This is a genomic window from Rhodococcus sp. IEGM 1302, assembly GCF_030056935.1.
GTDB lineage: Bacteria > Actinomycetota > Actinomycetes > Mycobacteriales > Mycobacteriaceae > Rhodococcus_F > Rhodococcus_F qingshengii.
In genome coordinates this window covers 80,161-95,968 of the sequence record NZ_JASHKY010000014.1, presented here as the reverse complement: position 1 = coordinate 95,968, position 15,808 = coordinate 80,161, and the positions used below count along the sequence as shown (strand labels likewise).

Sequence of the window (15,808 nt, the reverse complement as noted above, 5' to 3'; positions counted from 1 at the left end):
GATGCTCAGTAAGGCGAGGATGACCATGTGATCGTCGGCGGTCGGATAGCCGCACACAGTGGTTTACTGGCGGCGTCGGTGAGGCCGAGGTCTCCGTGGAGCATGCCGGAAGCGTCGGCCTCCTCGGCGATGTGCTCGGGGATCGCGTCGAGCATCAGCTTTGCGCGCCGAAACATCTCGAACGTCTGGTCATCGGATACCGTCACCCAGGACAGGTAGATGAAGCGTCCGCGAGGTGGACCCTGGATGTATGGACCGAGTAAGTCCCAGGCACCGGACTTTCGCTCCAGACTCGCTGTCAGTTCCCATCGCACTGTCTCGGTATCTCCCGGTACGAGGTCGAGGATTTCGTGTGGCTTGCCTCGGCGCTGAACGCCGACGTGGATGTTGCTGCGCTCTTCGAAGGTTGCGGTTTCGGAACACTCACGTCCGGGCAGGCTGTGACCGGTGATGATGATCTGCATATCGACATCATGCTCTGCATAGGTCGGGAGGGGTTGGCGTGGTGAGTCGTTCGGGTAGAACCTTTGTTGCGGCCGTGGTGGCGAGCATTCTGTTGTCAGGTCTCGGGTGGGGATCAGGTGTTGCAGTGGCGACGGCGGACGAACCGGAAGTAGCGGGTGCGCTGGAGTCCTATGGCGAACTCTCGGCCGCAGTGTTTCCAGTCGGCGCCGGTGAGACGCAGCGGGTCGTGTATCGAACTCTGCGTACCGCTGACAGATGGGGAGAATCGTCAGGGTCCGTGTTTCTGCCGGAAGGCGCCCCACCGGCGGGCGGTTGGCCCGTCATCTCCTATGCCCACGGAACTTTGGGCAGTGCGGATCAGTGTGCACCCTCGTCGACCGGATTCGGTCCGGGCGAGATCGAACCGATCGAACGCTGGTTGGAGCAGGGGTACGCGGTGGTCGCTACCGACTACTCGGGAGTTGGTACCGACGGGGTGCTGGCCTATCTCGACGGACATGCCGCCGGCGCGAATGCCGTCGACATCGTGCGGGCCGCGCACGAGTTGTACGGCAATGTGCTGAGTCCGCGGTGGATGGTCGCGGGTTTGTCCGAAGGTGGTCATGCGGCGTACTTCGCGGGACACGATGCCACCACTCGTGCGGCGGAATTGGATTTCCGTGGCTCGGTTGTCGTCGCAGGCCCCACACACATGGAAGGGCTGTTTCCGTTGGGCGGCCCGCTGTTTCCCGACATCGGTATCACCGGGCTGGTGGGATATGCGCTCTACGTCCTGGCTGGGATCGACGATCAACGACCCGAAGAGAACATTCGCGAGGTTCTTTCGCCGCAGGGGATCGAGTGGATGGAAAAGGCTCGGACACTGTGCGCCGGAGATCTCGGCCGACACATTCGAGCCGAACGAATCCAGTTGAGCTCGTTGTTTTCTCGGTCGGTATGGACGCCGCGCATGTACGACCTGTTCCGCGAGATGATGCAGGTGCCGGTCGACGGCTACGACCGTCCACTGCGCGTGGTGCAGAGCGTGTCGGACACAACGGTTCCTGTCGCCCTTACCTGGGCGCAACTGGTCGACATGCGTTCGCGGGGAACGCAGTTCGAGTATCAAGAACTCGCCGGAATCAGCCACGGTCAAACGACGGTCGCTTCGATGGACCAGACCATGGAGTTCGTCGATCGATTGATGAGGTGATGTCCTGGTGGTGTGGTTGTCCAGGGTGGCTGTTCAGCGCATACGCCGCGGACCGTAATCGTGGCCACCGTTGGCGAACCACACGATTGCCGCAATCGCGTACAGGATGCAGACCAGGAGTAGTAGGCCGCCTGCGATCCACAGCGAGATCTGACCGAGCCGTTTCACTCGATCGGACGCATACCGCGACCCGGCCACATCGCCGTCAGCCCACAGCGGATACACGTTGAAGGCGTGCGTGAAAGCGGAGAAGGAAAGCGGCCAGAAGAACAGCAGCGAGACCACTGCCCAGCCCGCATTGACGGGTGGTCGAATCGGGTGCTGAGGAACGGATTGCTGGACAGTGGGTTGATCCGGGGTGGTCATGGGGGGCTCCTGACATGAGGTGGCCCTTTCGACGCTACTGCGATGGAGCTGAAGAATCACTGAAAAACGGTGTTCGGTGATGCGATGTGGATCAGCGGCGTAAGTGTGCTGGATCAGCCGCATTGCCAGTCGTGACCGCTGGTGGTGGTTCCGGGTCATTGTTGTGCAGACGAGGGGCGTTCACGTCAGCGCAACTCGATGCCGCTCCGCGAGCATCCTGGCTACCGGCAGGACGTCCTTTGCTGCCATCTCGATACGTTCGAATACCTCAGGGTTGAGGATAGTCGTTCCGTCGAAATCACCTGAGCTGAGATAGATCCCGACCGGAGCGGTCAGCGCTTGGAAGAAAGCGAACAGTGGCCGCAGGGCATGGTCCAACACGAGAGCATGGCGGTCGCTGCCACCTGTGGCGGCAAGAATCACCGGAGTGTTGGCAAGCGCGTACTGGTCGACGAGATCGAAAAAATGCTTGAACATTCCCGTGTACGAGCCGCGGAACACCGGTGACGCCGCGATGACGATATCGGCGGACTCGACTGCTGCCAGCGCTTCGGCGGTCACTGAGTCGACGTGATCGCGATCCAGAGCAGATGCAAGACCTGGAATCAGATCCACGATCTCGAAAACTCGTGTGTCGATCTGCTCGAAGTCTCCCAAGGTTTCGACGATCAGGTCGACGAGGGCACGAGTCTTGGAGGGTTTTTGAAGGTTGCCGACAACGGCAACAATTTTGAGCGGTGTGCTCATCGAAACTCCTATTTTTGGGACGACTTCAGTGATTCGATTTCCTTACGCACAACGGGGGCTACTTCGGTGCCGAGGATCTCGATCGCACGCAGCATGTCCTTCTGTGGCACGTTGCCGAACCCCATCTGGATCATGATGCGGTCATGATGGAACAGTTCGTACTGCGCCATCGTCTTGTCGATGATTTCCTGCGGGCCGCCGAGGAAGAACGCACCCGCGGTGGTTGCCTGCGCCTCGTATGCCCTGCGCGGCATGGGAACTCCGTTTCCCCGCTGATGATGATTCTGCATCCACCCGGCCTGGAAGTACGGGTACGACGTGTCGAGTGCTGTTTGCTTCGAGGTATCGACAAATCCTGGCGAAGCAATCGAGACAGCGAGCTTCTTCGGATCGTGTCCGAACTCCGCTGCAGCCCTGCGGTACAGATCGACGAACGGTTCGAACTGTTGGTAGCTTCCACCGATGATGGCCAGTGAGAGGGGCAGGCCCAGTTTCGCGGCACGGACGACAGAGGCCGGAGTACCTCCGACTGCGATCCACACCGGAATCTGACGGTCCGGGCGGGGCGTCACGTCACCGTCGATCAGTGGTGCGCGAAGTTGTCCTTCCCAGTTGATCGGGTTCTCGTCGCGCAGTTTCAGTAGTAGATCGAGCTTTTCGGCGAAGAGTTCGTTGTACTGGGACAGGTCGTACCCGAAAAGCGGAAATGACTCCGTGTACGAACCTCGGCCGGCAATGATCTCGGCACGGCCTTCGGAAAGCAGGTCGACTGTCGCGAACTGTTGGAACACACGGACGGGATCGTCGGAACTGAGTACGGTTACGGCGCTGGACAGCTTGATGTTGTCGGTAGCCTGAGCCATTGCCGCGAGCACAACTGCCGGGGCTGAGACTGCGAAGTCGGTGCGATGGTGCTCGCCGACGCCGAAGACATCGAGTCCAACCTGATCGGCAACGGTTGCCTGCTCCACCAAATGGCGAAGGTGGACACCGGGATTCATCATCGCGCCGGTAGTGGGATCTGGGGTGAGTTCACCGAAATGGTAGACGCCCAATTCGAAAGCCATGTTGTTTCTCGCTATCTGTTTGTGGGGGTGATGGAGAGTTGTTCTACGTGCGCATCGCATGCGCCGCCTTGATTCGTGTGATGTGTGGCAAGTCGGGAGAAGAAGCGTTCGAGTACCGGAAGCTCCTCGGTTTCAATGAGATCGGAGAAGTATTCGGCGATCCCTCGCGTGTGTATGGCGGACGCTTTTCGAAGCGTCTTCTTGCCCGCAGGCGTCATCGATACCGTCACGACGCGTCGATCGTTGTCCGGTCTAACACGCTCCACTAATCCGGCCTCGACCAATCGATCGACGACGCGCGTCACGCCACTGGTGGTGACCAGGACCAGTTCGGCCAGATCGCCCATTCGGATCGTGTTTCCCGGAACTTCGTGCAGTCGGAGCAGAACGTCGTACTGGCCAAGGGTGAGTCCGGTGGTGGTTCGAAGGTCCGCCTCCATCTTGCCGAGGATGACGCTGTGGGAGACGACGAGGTCGCGCCACACACGACCACGTACGTGTTCATCAGTTGTCATCGGTGACGCCCTCCATTTATTTGCGACCGCAAGTATTGCTTACTCAAATAATACGCGTGCGACGGTCGAACTATTCCCTGCTCTCATTTGCGCTGGTAGCAAGGGGTTGACTCGAACGCGTGTTCGAGTATTGTTTGGGGAGGGGATCGGGGGATTCAATGAGTGTCTTGTTGTCGGATGTGGTGTCTGGTTCTGCGGTGGGGTTGCGCGGACGCCTGTGGCGGTTGACTGCTGCTGAGTTGCGTGAGGCTGCTGTCGAGGCGAGTGTGGAGATTCTGCGCCTGGAAGCCGTTCGAGTGGCGGTGGTCGACGAACTCTCGTTGCGCCCGGATGATCAGGTGATTGCCAGTCGCGGGGTGGGGTCCTGGTTGGCGGGCAACACGATGTTGCAGGTTCGGGACGGGAAGAAGATCGCCGCGTTGGGTGCGGCTTTGCGGCCGTTTCCGGCGGTGGCGGCAGGCTTCGATGGCGGGGATTGCTCGTTCGAGCATGCCGTGTTGATCGTGGCGTTCTGTGAGTCACCGCCGAAGGGGATGCCGGAGGAGGCGCTACCGAAGTGCATCGATTTGTTGTTGGCGGCTGCGTCGGGTGTGGAGGCGACGACGACGAAGGTGCGGAACGTGATCGCGACGTTGGAGCGGTTGTTCGAGTCGGATGAGATCCCGCCCGCCGAGGATGTCGATCTCAATGAGTTGCGGATCGCGTCGACGTTGAACGGTCGGGTGGTGGTGCGTGGGGATTTCGATGCCCTCACCGGTGAAATGTTGTTGTCGGCGTTGTCGAATTTGACGATGCCGACCCCGGCACCGGATGGAACCCCGGATTCTCGGTCGGCAGCGAAACGAACTGCCGACGGGTTCACCGAACTGATCCGCCGCTATCTCGATTGCGCCAAGACCGGCAAAGACGGTGGGCAGCGGCCGCACGTGAACGTGCACATCAATGCTCGGGATCTGGTCGAGCATCGGGATTGTTCCGCACAGTCTTCGGATTCGGGTGATGACGGCTCACTGGACCTGGCCGATCTTGATGTCGGGCACATGCCGTGGCTGGGGCCACTGTCCGTCTCGCAGACCAGACTCCTCGGCTGCGACTGCTTCCTCTCCACCGTCCTGCTCGACAGTCACGGCGCACCCTTGGATGCGAAACCCGGAAAACGATTGGTCACCCCCGAACAACGGGTCGCGCTGATCGCCCGCGACAAAGGCTGCGCGTTCCCCGGCTGCACATGTGTGCCTGCCTGGACGGATGCGCACCATATCCGGCACTGGGCCAACGGTGGCCCGACGGTGATGAACAACCTGGTCCTGCTGTGCCGTTCACATCACCGACTGATGCACCGCAAATCCGGATTCGTCGGCAAATGGGAAATCCGAATAGGCGCCGACAACAAACCCTGGTTCATCCCGCCACCCTCGATCGACCCGCAGCAGCACCCGAGGCCGGCGAACACCACCTTCAAAACCTGAGAGGTCAAACCTCTTTGGCGACAACAGAACACGGCCCGGGCACCGTATCGAAGGAGACCTCGATGCGGTGCCAACAGGCCGTGGGGGAGGCTAATCAGCGCTTCGAGCGCTTGTGGCGGTACATCTCGGCGTCGGCCGTATCCCAAGTCTCGGAAAGGCTTTGGGTCATGGAAAAGTCGGCTCGACCGATCGAACAACAGACGTCGGCATTCCGGAACGCCTTCTCCAAACACTCGAGCAGGTAGTCGACGGCGCGCGGCTGTGTATCGGGCAGAGCGATTCCGAACTCGTCTCCGCCCAACCGTGAAACCACCGCACCAGGGTGCGCGCACGCTGCCAAGATCTTGCCAGCCTTTTGAACGTATTCGTCGCCCGCGGCGTGGCCGAGTTCGTCGTTGATGGTCTTCATGCCGTCCAGATCGACGATGATGATAGCTCCCGGATCGGCGAATTGGCGGTACCGAGTTTGCTCGGCCTCGAGGATGCGATTCCACCCGCGCCGATTGAGAAGACCTGTCAACGGGTCGGTCTCGGCATCGAGTTGCGCAGTTTCGGCCAGTCGGACTGACTGCGCGCGCTGATAGTCGACATCGAGAATGGTTCCGAGAAGTCGGCACAGGAGATTGAGGAGGGCCAGGTTGTCCTCGAGTGCGGAGTCGCCCGCACTCGGGTCGGCGCCACACAGAGTGCCGAAGAGACTGCCGTCGTTGTGGAGGATTGGGATGCTGACGTATGCGCCAATGCCTTCCCACCTGCCATCACGGGACAGTGCGCGCACGAGCGCGCGATTCGATGAGACTGGCGGCGCATTTCCGAGTACCACCTCGCTGCACATGGTGTTTGGCCAAGCCCGGGTCTCGCCGACTTCGATGTGAAGTGGGTTGGGTGAGACGGTGAGAAAGATTTGATTGGACCCGTCGAACCGCGTGATCGACCACAGTGCCAGCGGAAGATATTCGTCGAGGTAGGACACGACCGAGCGACTTGCGTCGTCGAAATTCGTCAGAGGTGGCAAGAGTGGCAACATCGGGATGGTGCGCGTCTGGCCGTGCGGCATTTTGACCTCCTGATCGACCCTAGGATTCTGTCGATGTTCAGGCTCTTGGTCCCGCGTGCGACAAATCTTCCACGAACAGTCTGCCTCGAGAATCCTCGCGATTGCTGAAAGTGTGCTGTGATTCTTCCGACCGCGGGGCCGTTGATTCTTTGGTGGCCAGCTAATCTTCCGGTATGGAGCTGGCGCGTGGAGCGAACACAGTCGTTGAGGGAACTTCGCTGAAGGTGGCGGTGAACGGTAGCGCCCCGGGCACGGTAGACCTGATGGTGTTCCAGCTCGACGAACGGAACAAAGTACGGGACGACGCAGATTTTGTCTTCTTCAATCAGCCGGTCTCACCCGAAGGCGCGGTGCGCTTGGAGTCCGGCGGCGTCATCGAAATCGACATTGCGAGGTTGCCCGCTGACATCCATCAGCTGAGTGTTGCCGTGGCACTTGATGCGGCGGCAAACGGAACCCTGTCTGCTGTCGGGGGCCTTGGTGTCGTGGTGGAGCAGGTTGGTTCCACCGCCATCGTGGCTCAGGCTTTGGGGTTGACGAGTGAGAGGGCAGCGGTTCTCGTCGAGATCTATCGCCGCGGCGCGGGCTGGAAGCTGCGAAACGTGTCAGCTGGCTGGGACAGCGGATTGGCGGACCTGGTAACAGCATTCGGAGTGTCGGTCGACGAGGAACCGCCGGCTCGACCCGCCGGCTCTGCTGAAACGACAGACGGCATTCGGACCGTGCCCGACGAAGCCAAACTCTCCATGGTGAAGCGGGAGAAGCTGGACCTCCGAAAGCGCGAAGTGGCCAAGGTCCTGCTGACGAAGGGTGGCAACGGAATTCGGGCACGGGTGGTCCTGGTGATCGACAAAACCGGAAGTATGGCCAAGCAGTACCGCACCAGAGTGGTGCATCGTGTTGTCGAACGCATGATTCCCGTTGCGATCCAACTCGATGACGACGGCAAGCTGGAGCCGTACTTGTATGCAGTCAGCTTCGTCAAACTCCCCGAGATCTCTGTCCATGACGCGGAAGAGTGGTCGGATACCTACCTGCACTTGCGCGGCTCGCACGGCGGATTCAACTACGACAAGATCGGCGCCGCAAATCGTGAAGTGCCGATCATGACTGAGATTCTTTCCGGCCTGACACGTGGTTCGGCGCCGACGCTCGTCCTGTTCTTCACCGACGGTGGCTTCAGCGAGCGCAAGGAAATCACGAAATTGATGCGCGAAGCGTCTGGGCTCCCGGCCTTTTGGCAGTTCGTCGGAATCGGCAAGGCCAACTACGGAGTGCTGGAGAAGCTCGACGACCTCGACGGCAGGGTGGTCGACAATGCCGGATTCTTCGCGCTGGACGACATCGACACCGTCGACGACGCCCAGTTGTACACCCGTTTGCTGAGTGAATTCCCGGATTGGCACAAGGCAGCTGTAGCCGCGGGCATCACAACGCCGTGATTTAGCTGGTCGAAACCAACTGCGGTGCATTCTCTTTCAAGAATTCGTCGATGTGCGCCCAGGTGGAGTCTCTCGCGGTGGGGCCGGCAACGAGCCCGAGGTGACTTCCCGGCGCCTTCTCGAACCGGACCGACGGCGCTCCGGTGAGGACCGACGTGATCGCTTCCACCGAAGCGATGGGTGCAATCACGTCAGTGGTGCCGCCGACCGCGAGAACGGGAACGCTCAGAGCTGACAGTTTGATCTCGCGTCCGGCAAGCGTGACGGCGTCGTTGTAGAGATTGTTGCCGAGCATGAGTTGTTCGCAGATCTGCTGAAAAGCCTTGCCCGGGTATCCAGGCATGGCTGCCATGAACTTGTCTATCGATTCCATGCGAGCCAGTGTCTCGGTGTTGTGGAGGTTGCGCATGATGAACCATGGCTTGAGAACTTCGCGCTGCAACGCCGTCACCTTGTAACTCGCCTGAACGAGTGGAGCAGGTAGTCCGCCGACAAGATTGGTCGCTGACGTGAGTGGGGTGTCGCCCGTGTATTTGCCGATCAGCCTCAAGGGGCTGATAGCGGGAATCTTCGTGTAATCGATTGGCGTTCCGATTGCCGTGATCGATGCGATCGGCAGGTCGGAGTGAGCGGAGCCCGTGAGCAGAGACATGGTCCCGCCGAGGCTCCACCCGATCAGCGAAACCGGTGCGCCGTCATGTAGGTCCGAGATCGTACGGATCGCTTCCGGGATGATGTCGTCGACCCAGGCCTCGAAACCCATCCCGCGGTCGGAGTACCGCATGGTCCCGTAGTCGAGGAGGTAGGGCGTGTTCGCCCCATCCAGTAGGTGCGCGGCGAGGCTTTGGCCCGCACGAAGGTCGTAACAGTCGGCTGAAACCGCGAGGGGCGGTACGAGGAGAACCGGATTACCTCTTGGCCTCCACAATGCGCCGAAGCGATACAGATCGCGGTGTGGACCTTCGCTGATCAGTACGGACGGGGTGCGTTCGGTCTTCTCGACACCGTCGCCGAACGAGAGTCCCCATGCATTGCGTGCTGCGGTGTCCAGCGTCGGACGCCACGTCGCGATCAAACCACTGATATCGAGCACTGGTTCCCCTCGGAGTCGAATCGGCGGACGGCCGAGTCAGCCGCGCTCGGTGTATGTTACCTGCCTTCACATACATCGATCTCGGGGGTGTAAAAACCCAGCTCGGCAACGGAGCCACCGTGCCGAGCTGGGCTGATCGGGGTGATATGGCAGTGATCGGGTGGGGACGATCAGGCGGGGACGATCAAGCCGGTCGAGGCTGTGGCCGTCGCGTATCGCTGTGCAACGTCTTCCCAGTTGATGACGTTCCAGTAGGCCTTCACGTAGTCGGCCTTGACGTTCTTGTACTGCAGGTAGAAAGCGTGCTCCCACATGTCGAGCATGAGCAACGGAACGATACCGATGCTGATGTTGCCTTGCTGGTCGGTGAGCTGCTCGATGACCAGGCGCTGCCCGACCGTGTCGTAGGCCAGTACCGCCCAGCCGGACCCCTGCAAAGTGGTTGCTACAGCGGAGAAGTGGTTGACGAATGCGTCGAAGGTGCCGAAGTGCTCGTCGATTGCGGCTGCCAACTCGCCCTCTGGCCGCTCACCGCCGTTGGGGGAGAGGTTCTTCCAGAAGATGGAGTGATTGGTGTGGCCGCCGAGGTGGAAGGCGAGGTTCTTGCTGAGCAGCGGCGCCTTCGCGGTGATCGTGCCGTCTTCGCGCGCAGCAGCCAACTGCTCGATTGCGCTGTTGGCGCCCGCCACGTACGTGGCGTGGTGCTTGCTGTGGTGCAGTTCCATGATCTCGCCGGAGATGTGCGGTTCGAGAGCGGCGTAGTCGTAATCCAGTTCGGGGAGAACGTATTCAGTCATGTGACATGCCTTCCTTTGAGGAAATGTTGTGAGTCGAGAGATTTCGATAGGTTCGATTGTGATAGACGAGCGGCGCTGACATGTGCTGCGGATCGATGACGTCGACGACGCGTGCAGTGACGATCACTGCGGCGCCACATGTAGTGGCATTCAAGGGAACCGCACGCAGGGCGTGGCCTGTCCCATGTAGGAACGGTTCACCCGTCGAGAGAAACGACCAGGGCATATCGTCTCCGAAGCGCACAGCGCCGCGGGTTGCGAACGTGGAAGCCAGTCGTTCGTTCGCCGAATTTGCCAGGTGAACAACAAAACTGCGGGCGGAAGCGATGACGCTCGCAGAGCCTCGCAACGACTGCAGTGAAAACGCCAGAACTGCAGGATCGGCGCTGATCGAGATCACCGACGATGACGTGATGCCGGCCGGGCCGTCATCGCCCGTTGCGGTGATGATCGAGACGCCGGCGGGATGGTTCCGGAACGCCTCGACGAAGGAGTTTCGGATGGACGGCTCCGCATCAACAGAGTCGTCCGAAACAGATTGGGTGCCAACCAGTTTTGTGGTCACTCCTCGCCCCTCTTCTGTCTCGGGTTTTGCTGCCGTTGCACTGTCTTGTGCAATACCGACGTTAAAACCTCGAGTGCAGTTGAGGTCAAGATGCTGTGGCGGACCTCACCGTCCGAGCTTGGCTGCCAGGCGTTCCATGTATCCGACAACCTCGTCGGGGCTCTTGTCCGGAGTGCCGAACATTGCTTCGGTGACACCGATGTCTTCCCAGTGGGCGAGCTTCTCCGAATCGGGTTTGCCTGCCAGGACGGTTATTTCAGGCTCGCCGACTCTACCTGCCTCGGCCCAGATCTTTCGGAGCAGTTCCACGTTTCCGTCGATCTCCTGCTCGATGGGTGTGGTGATCCACCCGTCGGCAGACTTTGCGATCCACTTGAAAGTCTTCTCGTTGCCGCCGCCGCCCAAGAGGATGGGAGGACGGGGCTTCTGAACTGGTTTGGGCCACGCCCAGCTGGGTCCGTACTTCACGAATTGGCCGTCGTACGAAGCTTCTTCCTTCGACCACAGTTCACCCATGGCTTCGAGATACTCCCGGAGTGCGGTCCGGCGTTTGTTGGGCGGTACGCCGTGGTCGGCGAGTTCCTCTGCATTCCAGCCGAATCCGACGCCGAAGACCACGCGTCCGCCGGAAAGATGGTCCAGCGATGCGATGGTTTTCGCGAGAGTGATCGGATCGTGTTCGAGGGGGAGAGCCACGGAGGTGCCCAATCGGATGGTATTCGTGACCGACGCGGCGGTGCCGAGGGCAACCCAGGGGTCGAGTGTGCGCATGTAACGGTCGTCGGGCAATTCGGCCGACTGGGTTCCGGGGTGATCGGAATCCCTCGAGACAGGGATGTGAGTGTGCTCCGGAACGTAAAAGGCGTCGAATCCATTCGCCTCCGCAGCCTTTGCTGCATCGGCAGGGCGGATGCCGCGATCACTGGTGAACAGGCTGAGTCCGTAGCGCACTGGTTCTCCTTCGATGGTCCGTCGAAAAACTGTAACCTGTTGCATCTTCGTTCGGATAGGTTTCCAGCCCAGTAAATCGATTGCCGACGTGACCTGGGACGTGGTGAACTCGGGCGGACTTGTTGTGGGTCGAGAAGTGGATGCAGTAGAGGTGGATGCAGTAGTGATGGATGCAGCGGAGATGAATCGGTTGTCGTGGAATGCGGCGACCGTCGCTCACAACAGTCACAAAGGAGACCAGGCACAGTTCTTTCGCAACGGCGGGTCGACCTTGTATCCGGAAGAACTGGCGCTGCTCGGCGAGATCGACGGCTCCTCGATTCTTCATCTGCAGTGCAATTCCGGTCAGGATTCGTTGAGTTTGGCCGCTCTCGGTGCCGCGGTGACCGGCGTCGACATCGCGGATTCCGCGATCGACTTCGCCCGAACCTTGTCCGCGGAATCCGGAATTGCCGCCGATTTCGAGCGTGCCGATGTATCTGCGTGGCTCCGCGCTGCTGCCGCTGGCCAGAGAAAGTTCGACCGAGTCTTTTCTTCGTACGGAACGGTGATCTGGTTACCCGATCTCGACGAGTGGGCCGAGGGGATTGCCGGTGTTCTCGCGCCGAACGGTCGATTCGTTCTGGTGGAGTTTCATCCGTTTGCCATGTGTTTCGACGAGAGGTGGTCGCTGACATACCCGTACGGAGGCGGGACTCCCGTGACCGAACCCCGTGGCGTGGGCGACTACGTGGCAGATTCGGCCGATCTCGTCTTGCCAGGCGCTGAGGGAAAAGGAGTCGAGAACTTTGAAAATCCTTTCCCCTCATGTGAATTCAACTGGTCCATTTCCGAGGTGCTAGGAACTTTGCGGCGCGCCGGATTGACGCTCGAGTCTTTCGACGAGTACCCGTACGCCAACGGTTGGCAAGGATTCGAGGAGATGGCTGAACTCGGCGGCAAGCGTTGGGGAGTCCCGGCCGGACGACCCGAGATCCCGCTCATGTATTCGCTGTCGGTTCGCTTGGCCGACTGACGCCTATTTCCCCCGCATTTGCGGGTAATTGCAGACACAGGTAGTAATTACCCCCATGCCCTCGACGCCACTGACACGACGCATCGCCGTCGACCTGTGCCGTCTTGGTGCCAACTGCTGTTGCTGTTGATTCCTTCCGACTCTCCTGAGTGAGAATGGCGCCGCTCTGTGCGCCTTCGCCCCTGCATATGCGCCCGTTGCTGCATGTGTGCCGGAATTTTCCGTACGTCGAGGAAGAACAGCGATGTCGACTCCTGTCGAAGCAATAGAACCAACATCAGTCACGGAACCGAACCGTGAGCCGCGTCGGCCGTGGACTTCGAGTGCGACCACTGTCGGACTGCCGGTGCTTTCCGTGATCGCATTCTTGGCCCTGTGGCAGGTCGCTGCCGCGAGCGGCACCTGGAGTGAGACCTTCGTGCCGTTCCCGAGCACGGTCTGGCATGCCTTCGTCAACACGATGACCACGCACGACGGAGTGCGCGGCTACCAGGGCTACCTGCTCTGGGAGCACCTCTACATGACGCTGCGACGGGTGCTGGTCGGTGTGATCATCGGCGTCGGATTGGGCGTGATCCTCGGTTTGGCCATGGGATCGGTGACATGGCTGCGGAGCCTGCTCGAACCGTGGTTGACGTTCCTGCGCGCACTGCCGCCCCTGGCGTATTTCTTCCTGCTGGTGATCTGGCTGGGAATCGACGAGGCGCCGAAGATTACATTGCTGGCGCTCGCTGCTCTTCCGCCGGCAGCGGTGGCCACCACAGCTGCTGTGGTCGCGGCGCCGGTCGGACTTGTCGAAGCGGCCAGGGCCCTGGGAGCCTCACGGGCGCAAGTGATCCGGGACGTCGTCGTCCCGTCGGCCTTACCGGAAACTTTCACGGGCATTCGGCTGTCGGTAGGTATGGCGTACTCGTCGGTGGTCGCGGCCGAACTGTTCAACGGCATCCCCGGAATTGGCGGAATGGTCAAGGATGCAAGCAATTACAACAACACACCGGTCGTGCTGGTGGGGATCTTTGCCATCGGATTCTCCGGCCTGATCATCGACGGACTGCTGCGGGCTGCAGAGCGCCGCGCCGTTCCCTGGAGGGGAAAAGTATGACTGACAATCAGAAACACGCCAGCAGCAATCTGAAGCGCAGCAGTAATTCGACGCCCAATGAAGGAAGGGCTGCCCGGACGGCGTTCACGGTGCTGATCGGCGTCCTTGCCCTTGTTCTCGGTGCGTGCTCGGTGGATCATTCGGGCCAGGATTCGTCCAAGGAAACGATCCGTATCGCTTACCAGTCGTTCCCGAGCGGCGACTTGATAGTCAAGAACAATCGCTGGCTCGAAGACGCACTGCCCGAGTACAACGTGAAGTGGACGAAGTTCGATTCGGGAGCCGACATCAACACCGCCTTCATCGCCGGTGAAATCGATTTCGGCGCAATCGGTTCGAGTCCGGTTGCTCGTGGACTCTCGGCACCGCTGAACATTCCGTATCAGGTCGCGTTTGTTCTGGACGTGGCCGGCGACAACGAAGCCCTGGTGGCGCGCAACGCAACCGGAATCAAGACCGTCGCAGATCTGCGCGGCAAGAAAGTGGCCACGGCATTCGCCTCGACCGCGCACTACAGTCTGCTGGCAGCGCTGAACCAGGCCGGACTCAGTGCCGACGACGTCCAATTGGTGGATCTCCAGCCGCAAGCATCCCTCGCAGCCTGGCAGCGCGGTGACATCGATGCCGTCTACACCTGGCTGCCCACGCTAGACGAACTCCGTAAGGACGGAACACAGTTGATCGCCAGCCGTGAGCTCGCGACAGCAGGAAAGCCGACACTCGATCTTGGTGTGGTGTCGACTGCGTTTGCCAAGAATCACCCCGAGATCGTCGACACCTGGCGCCAGGTTCAGGCCCGCGCGCTCACGACGATCGCCACTGATCCGAACGCGGCAGCGGAAGCTGTTGCCGCACAATTAGGCGCCTCGAAGGAAGACGCGGCAGCGCAGTTGAAACAGGGTGTGTTCCTCACTCCGGAGCAGATCTCTTCGCCGGAATGGTTGGGCACCGAGGGCGCTCCCGGGAATCTGGCAGTGAACCTGCAGAGTGCAGCGCAATTCCTGGCCGAGCAGAAGCAGATCGACAGTGTGCCTGATCTGGCGGTCTTTCAGAATGCTCTCTATGTGAAGGGGCTTCCCGATGTCCTTGACCAGTAGCGTGACCGCACAGCAGGCCTCGGGTGGATTCGCCCCCGACCGCCCGGGCGCGATCCGAATCGACACCGTCTCACACAGGTACGGCCACGGTCGAGAGTCCGTCACGGCACTCGGGCCCGTATCGATCGACGTCACACCTGGTGAGTTTCTGGTTCTCGTCGGAGCGTCGGGTTGCGGCAAGAGCACATTGCTGCGGCTGATCGCGGGTTTCGAAAGTCCTTCCAGTGGAACGGTTCAGGTCTCCGGATCCGACCCGATTCCCGGGTCGAGTGCGGGAGTGGTGTTTCAGCAGCCACGGCTCTTTCCGTGGAAATCGGTGGGCGGCAACATCGATCTGGCACTCAAATACGCCGGCGTTGCAAAGAGCGAGCGCGGGCGAAGGCGCGACGAGCTTCTCGACCGCGTCGGTCTGGTCGGCACTGCGGACCGGCGTATCTGGGAAATCTCCGGCGGGCAGCAGCAGCGGGTGGCAATTGCTCGTGCCTTGGCGGCCGAAACTTCGTTGCTCCTGTTGGACGAACCCTTTGCCGCGCTGGACGCCCTCACTCGCGAGCGTCTGCAGGAGGACCTGCGCAGTGTCAGTGCCGAATCGGGGCGAACAAGTGTCTTCGTCACTCACAGTGCCGACGAGGCGGCCTTTCTCGGCTCCCGCGTCGTAGTTCTGACAAGCCGACCGGGCAAGGTCGCGCTCGACCTGAAAATCGATCTGCCACGAACCGGCGTCGATCCCGACGATCTCCGAGGCTCACCCGAATACGCGGCATTCCGAGCCGAAGTCGGCCATGCGGTCAAGGTTGCAGCTGCAGCGTAGGTACCCTGCGCGTCGACTACCAGGTGGCCGCGTCGATAATGGGAAGGAGAACGTGCA

General features: G+C 60.6%; 17 protein-coding genes. 7 read left to right on the top strand and 10 right to left on the bottom strand.

The genetic code is table 11. The annotated features are described in order from the left end of the window. Nucleotides 1-5: 5 nt before the first annotated feature. Nucleotides 6-464: a DUF5990 family protein gene (locus QM609_RS19335; RefSeq protein ID WP_050654804.1), complete on the bottom strand. Its 459-nt coding sequence runs from the start codon at nt 462-464 to the stop codon at nt 6-8. A gap of 38 nt (nt 465-502) precedes the next feature. Here QM609_RS19335 and QM609_RS19330 point away from each other — a divergent pair, with 38 nt between their 5' ends. Beyond that, entirely contained in the window at nt 503-1,657 is a 1,155-nt protein-coding gene (locus tag QM609_RS19330) for an alpha/beta hydrolase (protein ID WP_050654803.1), read from the top strand. Between the two features lie 33 nt (nt 1,658-1,690). On the opposite strand, the gene QM609_RS19325 is transcribed toward QM609_RS19330, so the two are convergent. From QM609_RS19325 to QM609_RS19310, 4 genes are all read right to left on the bottom strand, one after another. Continuing rightward, nucleotides 1,691-2,023 (bottom strand): CD225/dispanin family protein, encoded by a 333-nt coding sequence (locus QM609_RS19325; RefSeq protein WP_007731480.1) that lies wholly within the window; start codon nt 2,021-2,023, stop codon nt 1,691-1,693. A gap of 180 nt (nt 2,024-2,203) precedes the next feature. Beyond that, on the bottom strand, nt 2,204-2,770 hold the full coding sequence (gene msuE / locus QM609_RS19320; RefSeq protein WP_007731485.1) for an FMN reductase: 567 nt from the start codon (nt 2,768-2,770) through the stop codon (nt 2,204-2,206). An 8-nt stretch (nt 2,771-2,778) separates the two neighbouring features. Next, nucleotides 2,779-3,837 carry an LLM class flavin-dependent oxidoreductase gene (locus QM609_RS19315; RefSeq protein ID WP_021332078.1) on the bottom strand — a complete coding sequence of 353 codons (1,059 nt, stop codon included), beginning with the start codon at nt 3,835-3,837 and terminating at the stop codon, nt 2,779-2,781. An 11-nt stretch (nt 3,838-3,848) separates the two neighbouring features. Next, on the bottom strand, nt 3,849-4,352 hold the full coding sequence (locus tag QM609_RS19310) for a MarR family winged helix-turn-helix transcriptional regulator (protein ID WP_042452691.1): 504 nt from the start codon (nt 4,350-4,352) through the stop codon (nt 3,849-3,851). A 158-nt stretch (nt 4,353-4,510) separates the two neighbouring features. On the opposite strand from QM609_RS19310, the gene QM609_RS19305 reads away from it, so the two are divergent. After that, entirely contained in the window at nt 4,511-5,821 is a 1,311-nt protein-coding gene (locus tag QM609_RS19305) for an HNH endonuclease signature motif containing protein (RefSeq protein WP_050654802.1), read from the top strand. 94 nt (nt 5,822-5,915) lie between these two features. Here the strand turns inward: QM609_RS19305 and QM609_RS19300 are convergent, their stop codons facing one another. Continuing rightward, nucleotides 5,916-6,878: a sensor domain-containing diguanylate cyclase gene (locus QM609_RS19300; protein WP_050654801.1), complete on the bottom strand. Its 963-nt coding sequence runs from the start codon at nt 6,876-6,878 to the stop codon at nt 5,916-5,918. A gap of 173 nt (nt 6,879-7,051) precedes the next feature. On the opposite strand from QM609_RS19300, the gene QM609_RS19295 reads away from it, so the two are divergent. Then, nucleotides 7,052-8,320 (top strand): vWA domain-containing protein, encoded by a 1,269-nt coding sequence (locus QM609_RS19295; RefSeq protein ID WP_050654800.1) that lies wholly within the window; start codon nt 7,052-7,054, stop codon nt 8,318-8,320. Nucleotide 8,321: 1 nt separating this feature from the next. On the opposite strand, the gene QM609_RS19290 is transcribed toward QM609_RS19295, so the two are convergent. The 4 genes from QM609_RS19290 to QM609_RS19275 form a co-directional block, all read right to left on the bottom strand. Then, nucleotides 8,322-9,413, bottom strand: a complete 1,092-nt coding sequence (locus tag QM609_RS19290; protein WP_042922316.1) for an alpha/beta fold hydrolase — start codon at nt 9,411-9,413, stop codon at nt 8,322-8,324. 170 nt (nt 9,414-9,583) lie between these two features. Then, nucleotides 9,584-10,210, bottom strand: a complete 627-nt coding sequence (locus QM609_RS19285; RefSeq protein WP_003940303.1) for a superoxide dismutase — start codon at nt 10,208-10,210, stop codon at nt 9,584-9,586. Beyond that, on the bottom strand, nt 10,203-10,775 hold the full coding sequence (locus tag QM609_RS19280) for a flavin reductase family protein (protein WP_042451450.1): 573 nt from the start codon (nt 10,773-10,775) through the stop codon (nt 10,203-10,205). The genes QM609_RS19285 and QM609_RS19280 overlap by 8 nt, the downstream gene beginning before the upstream one ends. Before the next feature lie 105 nt (nt 10,776-10,880). After that, nucleotides 10,881-11,726: an LLM class F420-dependent oxidoreductase gene (locus QM609_RS19275; RefSeq protein WP_050654799.1), complete on the bottom strand. Its 846-nt coding sequence runs from the start codon at nt 11,724-11,726 to the stop codon at nt 10,881-10,883. 88 nt (nt 11,727-11,814) lie between these two features. Here QM609_RS19275 and QM609_RS19270 point away from each other — a divergent pair, with 88 nt between their 5' ends. The 4 genes from QM609_RS19270 (at nt 11,815) to QM609_RS19255 (ending at nt 15,751) form a co-directional block, all read left to right on the top strand. After that, the gene (locus tag QM609_RS19270; protein ID WP_042451446.1) at nt 11,815-12,741 is read left to right on the top strand and encodes a class I SAM-dependent methyltransferase; all 927 of its coding nucleotides are present in this window, start codon (nt 11,815-11,817) and stop codon (nt 12,739-12,741) included. Between the two features lie 244 nt (nt 12,742-12,985). Continuing rightward, nucleotides 12,986-13,843, top strand: a complete 858-nt coding sequence (locus tag QM609_RS19265; RefSeq protein ID WP_003939782.1) for an ABC transporter permease — start codon at nt 12,986-12,988, stop codon at nt 13,841-13,843. After that, nucleotides 13,840-14,940 carry a taurine ABC transporter substrate-binding protein gene (locus QM609_RS19260; protein WP_007733783.1) on the top strand — a complete coding sequence of 367 codons (1,101 nt, stop codon included), beginning with the start codon at nt 13,840-13,842 and terminating at the stop codon, nt 14,938-14,940. The genes QM609_RS19265 and QM609_RS19260 overlap by 4 nt, the downstream gene beginning before the upstream one ends. After that, nucleotides 14,924-15,751, top strand: coding sequence for an ABC transporter ATP-binding protein (locus QM609_RS19255; RefSeq protein ID WP_082238958.1), 828 nt, complete (start codon nt 14,924-14,926; stop codon nt 15,749-15,751). Before QM609_RS19260 ends, QM609_RS19255 begins: the two co-directional genes overlap by 17 nt. Nucleotides 15,752-15,808: the final 57 nt, after the last annotated feature.

Bases quoted from the DNA above. Each gene is read 5' to 3' on its own strand.
- QM609_RS19255 (WP_082238958.1), top strand. From the start codon at position 14,924: ATGTCCTTGACCAGTAGCGTGACCGCACAGCAGGCCTCGGGTGGATTC.
- QM609_RS19285 (WP_003940303.1), bottom strand. From the start codon at position 10,210: ATGACTGAATACGTTCTCCCCGAACTGGATTACGACTACGCCGCTCTC.
- QM609_RS19310 (WP_042452691.1), bottom strand. From the start codon at position 4,352: ATGACAACTGATGAACACGTACGTGGTCGTGTGTGGCGCGACCTCGTC.
- QM609_RS19295 (WP_050654800.1), top strand. From the start codon at position 7,052: ATGGAGCTGGCGCGTGGAGCGAACACAGTCGTTGAGGGAACTTCGCTG.
- QM609_RS19315 (WP_021332078.1), bottom strand. From the start codon at position 3,837: ATGGCTTTCGAATTGGGCGTCTACCATTTCGGTGAACTCACCCCAGAT.
- QM609_RS19265 (WP_003939782.1), top strand. From the start codon at position 12,986: ATGTCGACTCCTGTCGAAGCAATAGAACCAACATCAGTCACGGAACCG.
- QM609_RS19300 (WP_050654801.1), bottom strand. From the start codon at position 6,878: ATGCCGCACGGCCAGACGCGCACCATCCCGATGTTGCCACTCTTGCCA.
- QM609_RS19335 (WP_050654804.1), bottom strand. From the start codon at position 464: ATGCAGATCATCATCACCGGTCACAGCCTGCCCGGACGTGAGTGTTCC.
- QM609_RS19325 (WP_007731480.1), bottom strand. From the start codon at position 2,023: ATGACCACCCCGGATCAACCCACTGTCCAGCAATCCGTTCCTCAGCAC.
- msuE (WP_007731485.1), bottom strand. From the start codon at position 2,770: ATGAGCACACCGCTCAAAATTGTTGCCGTTGTCGGCAACCTTCAAAAA.
- QM609_RS19260 (WP_007733783.1), top strand. From the start codon at position 13,840: ATGACTGACAATCAGAAACACGCCAGCAGCAATCTGAAGCGCAGCAGT.
- QM609_RS19305 (WP_050654802.1), top strand. From the start codon at position 4,511: ATGAGTGTCTTGTTGTCGGATGTGGTGTCTGGTTCTGCGGTGGGGTTG.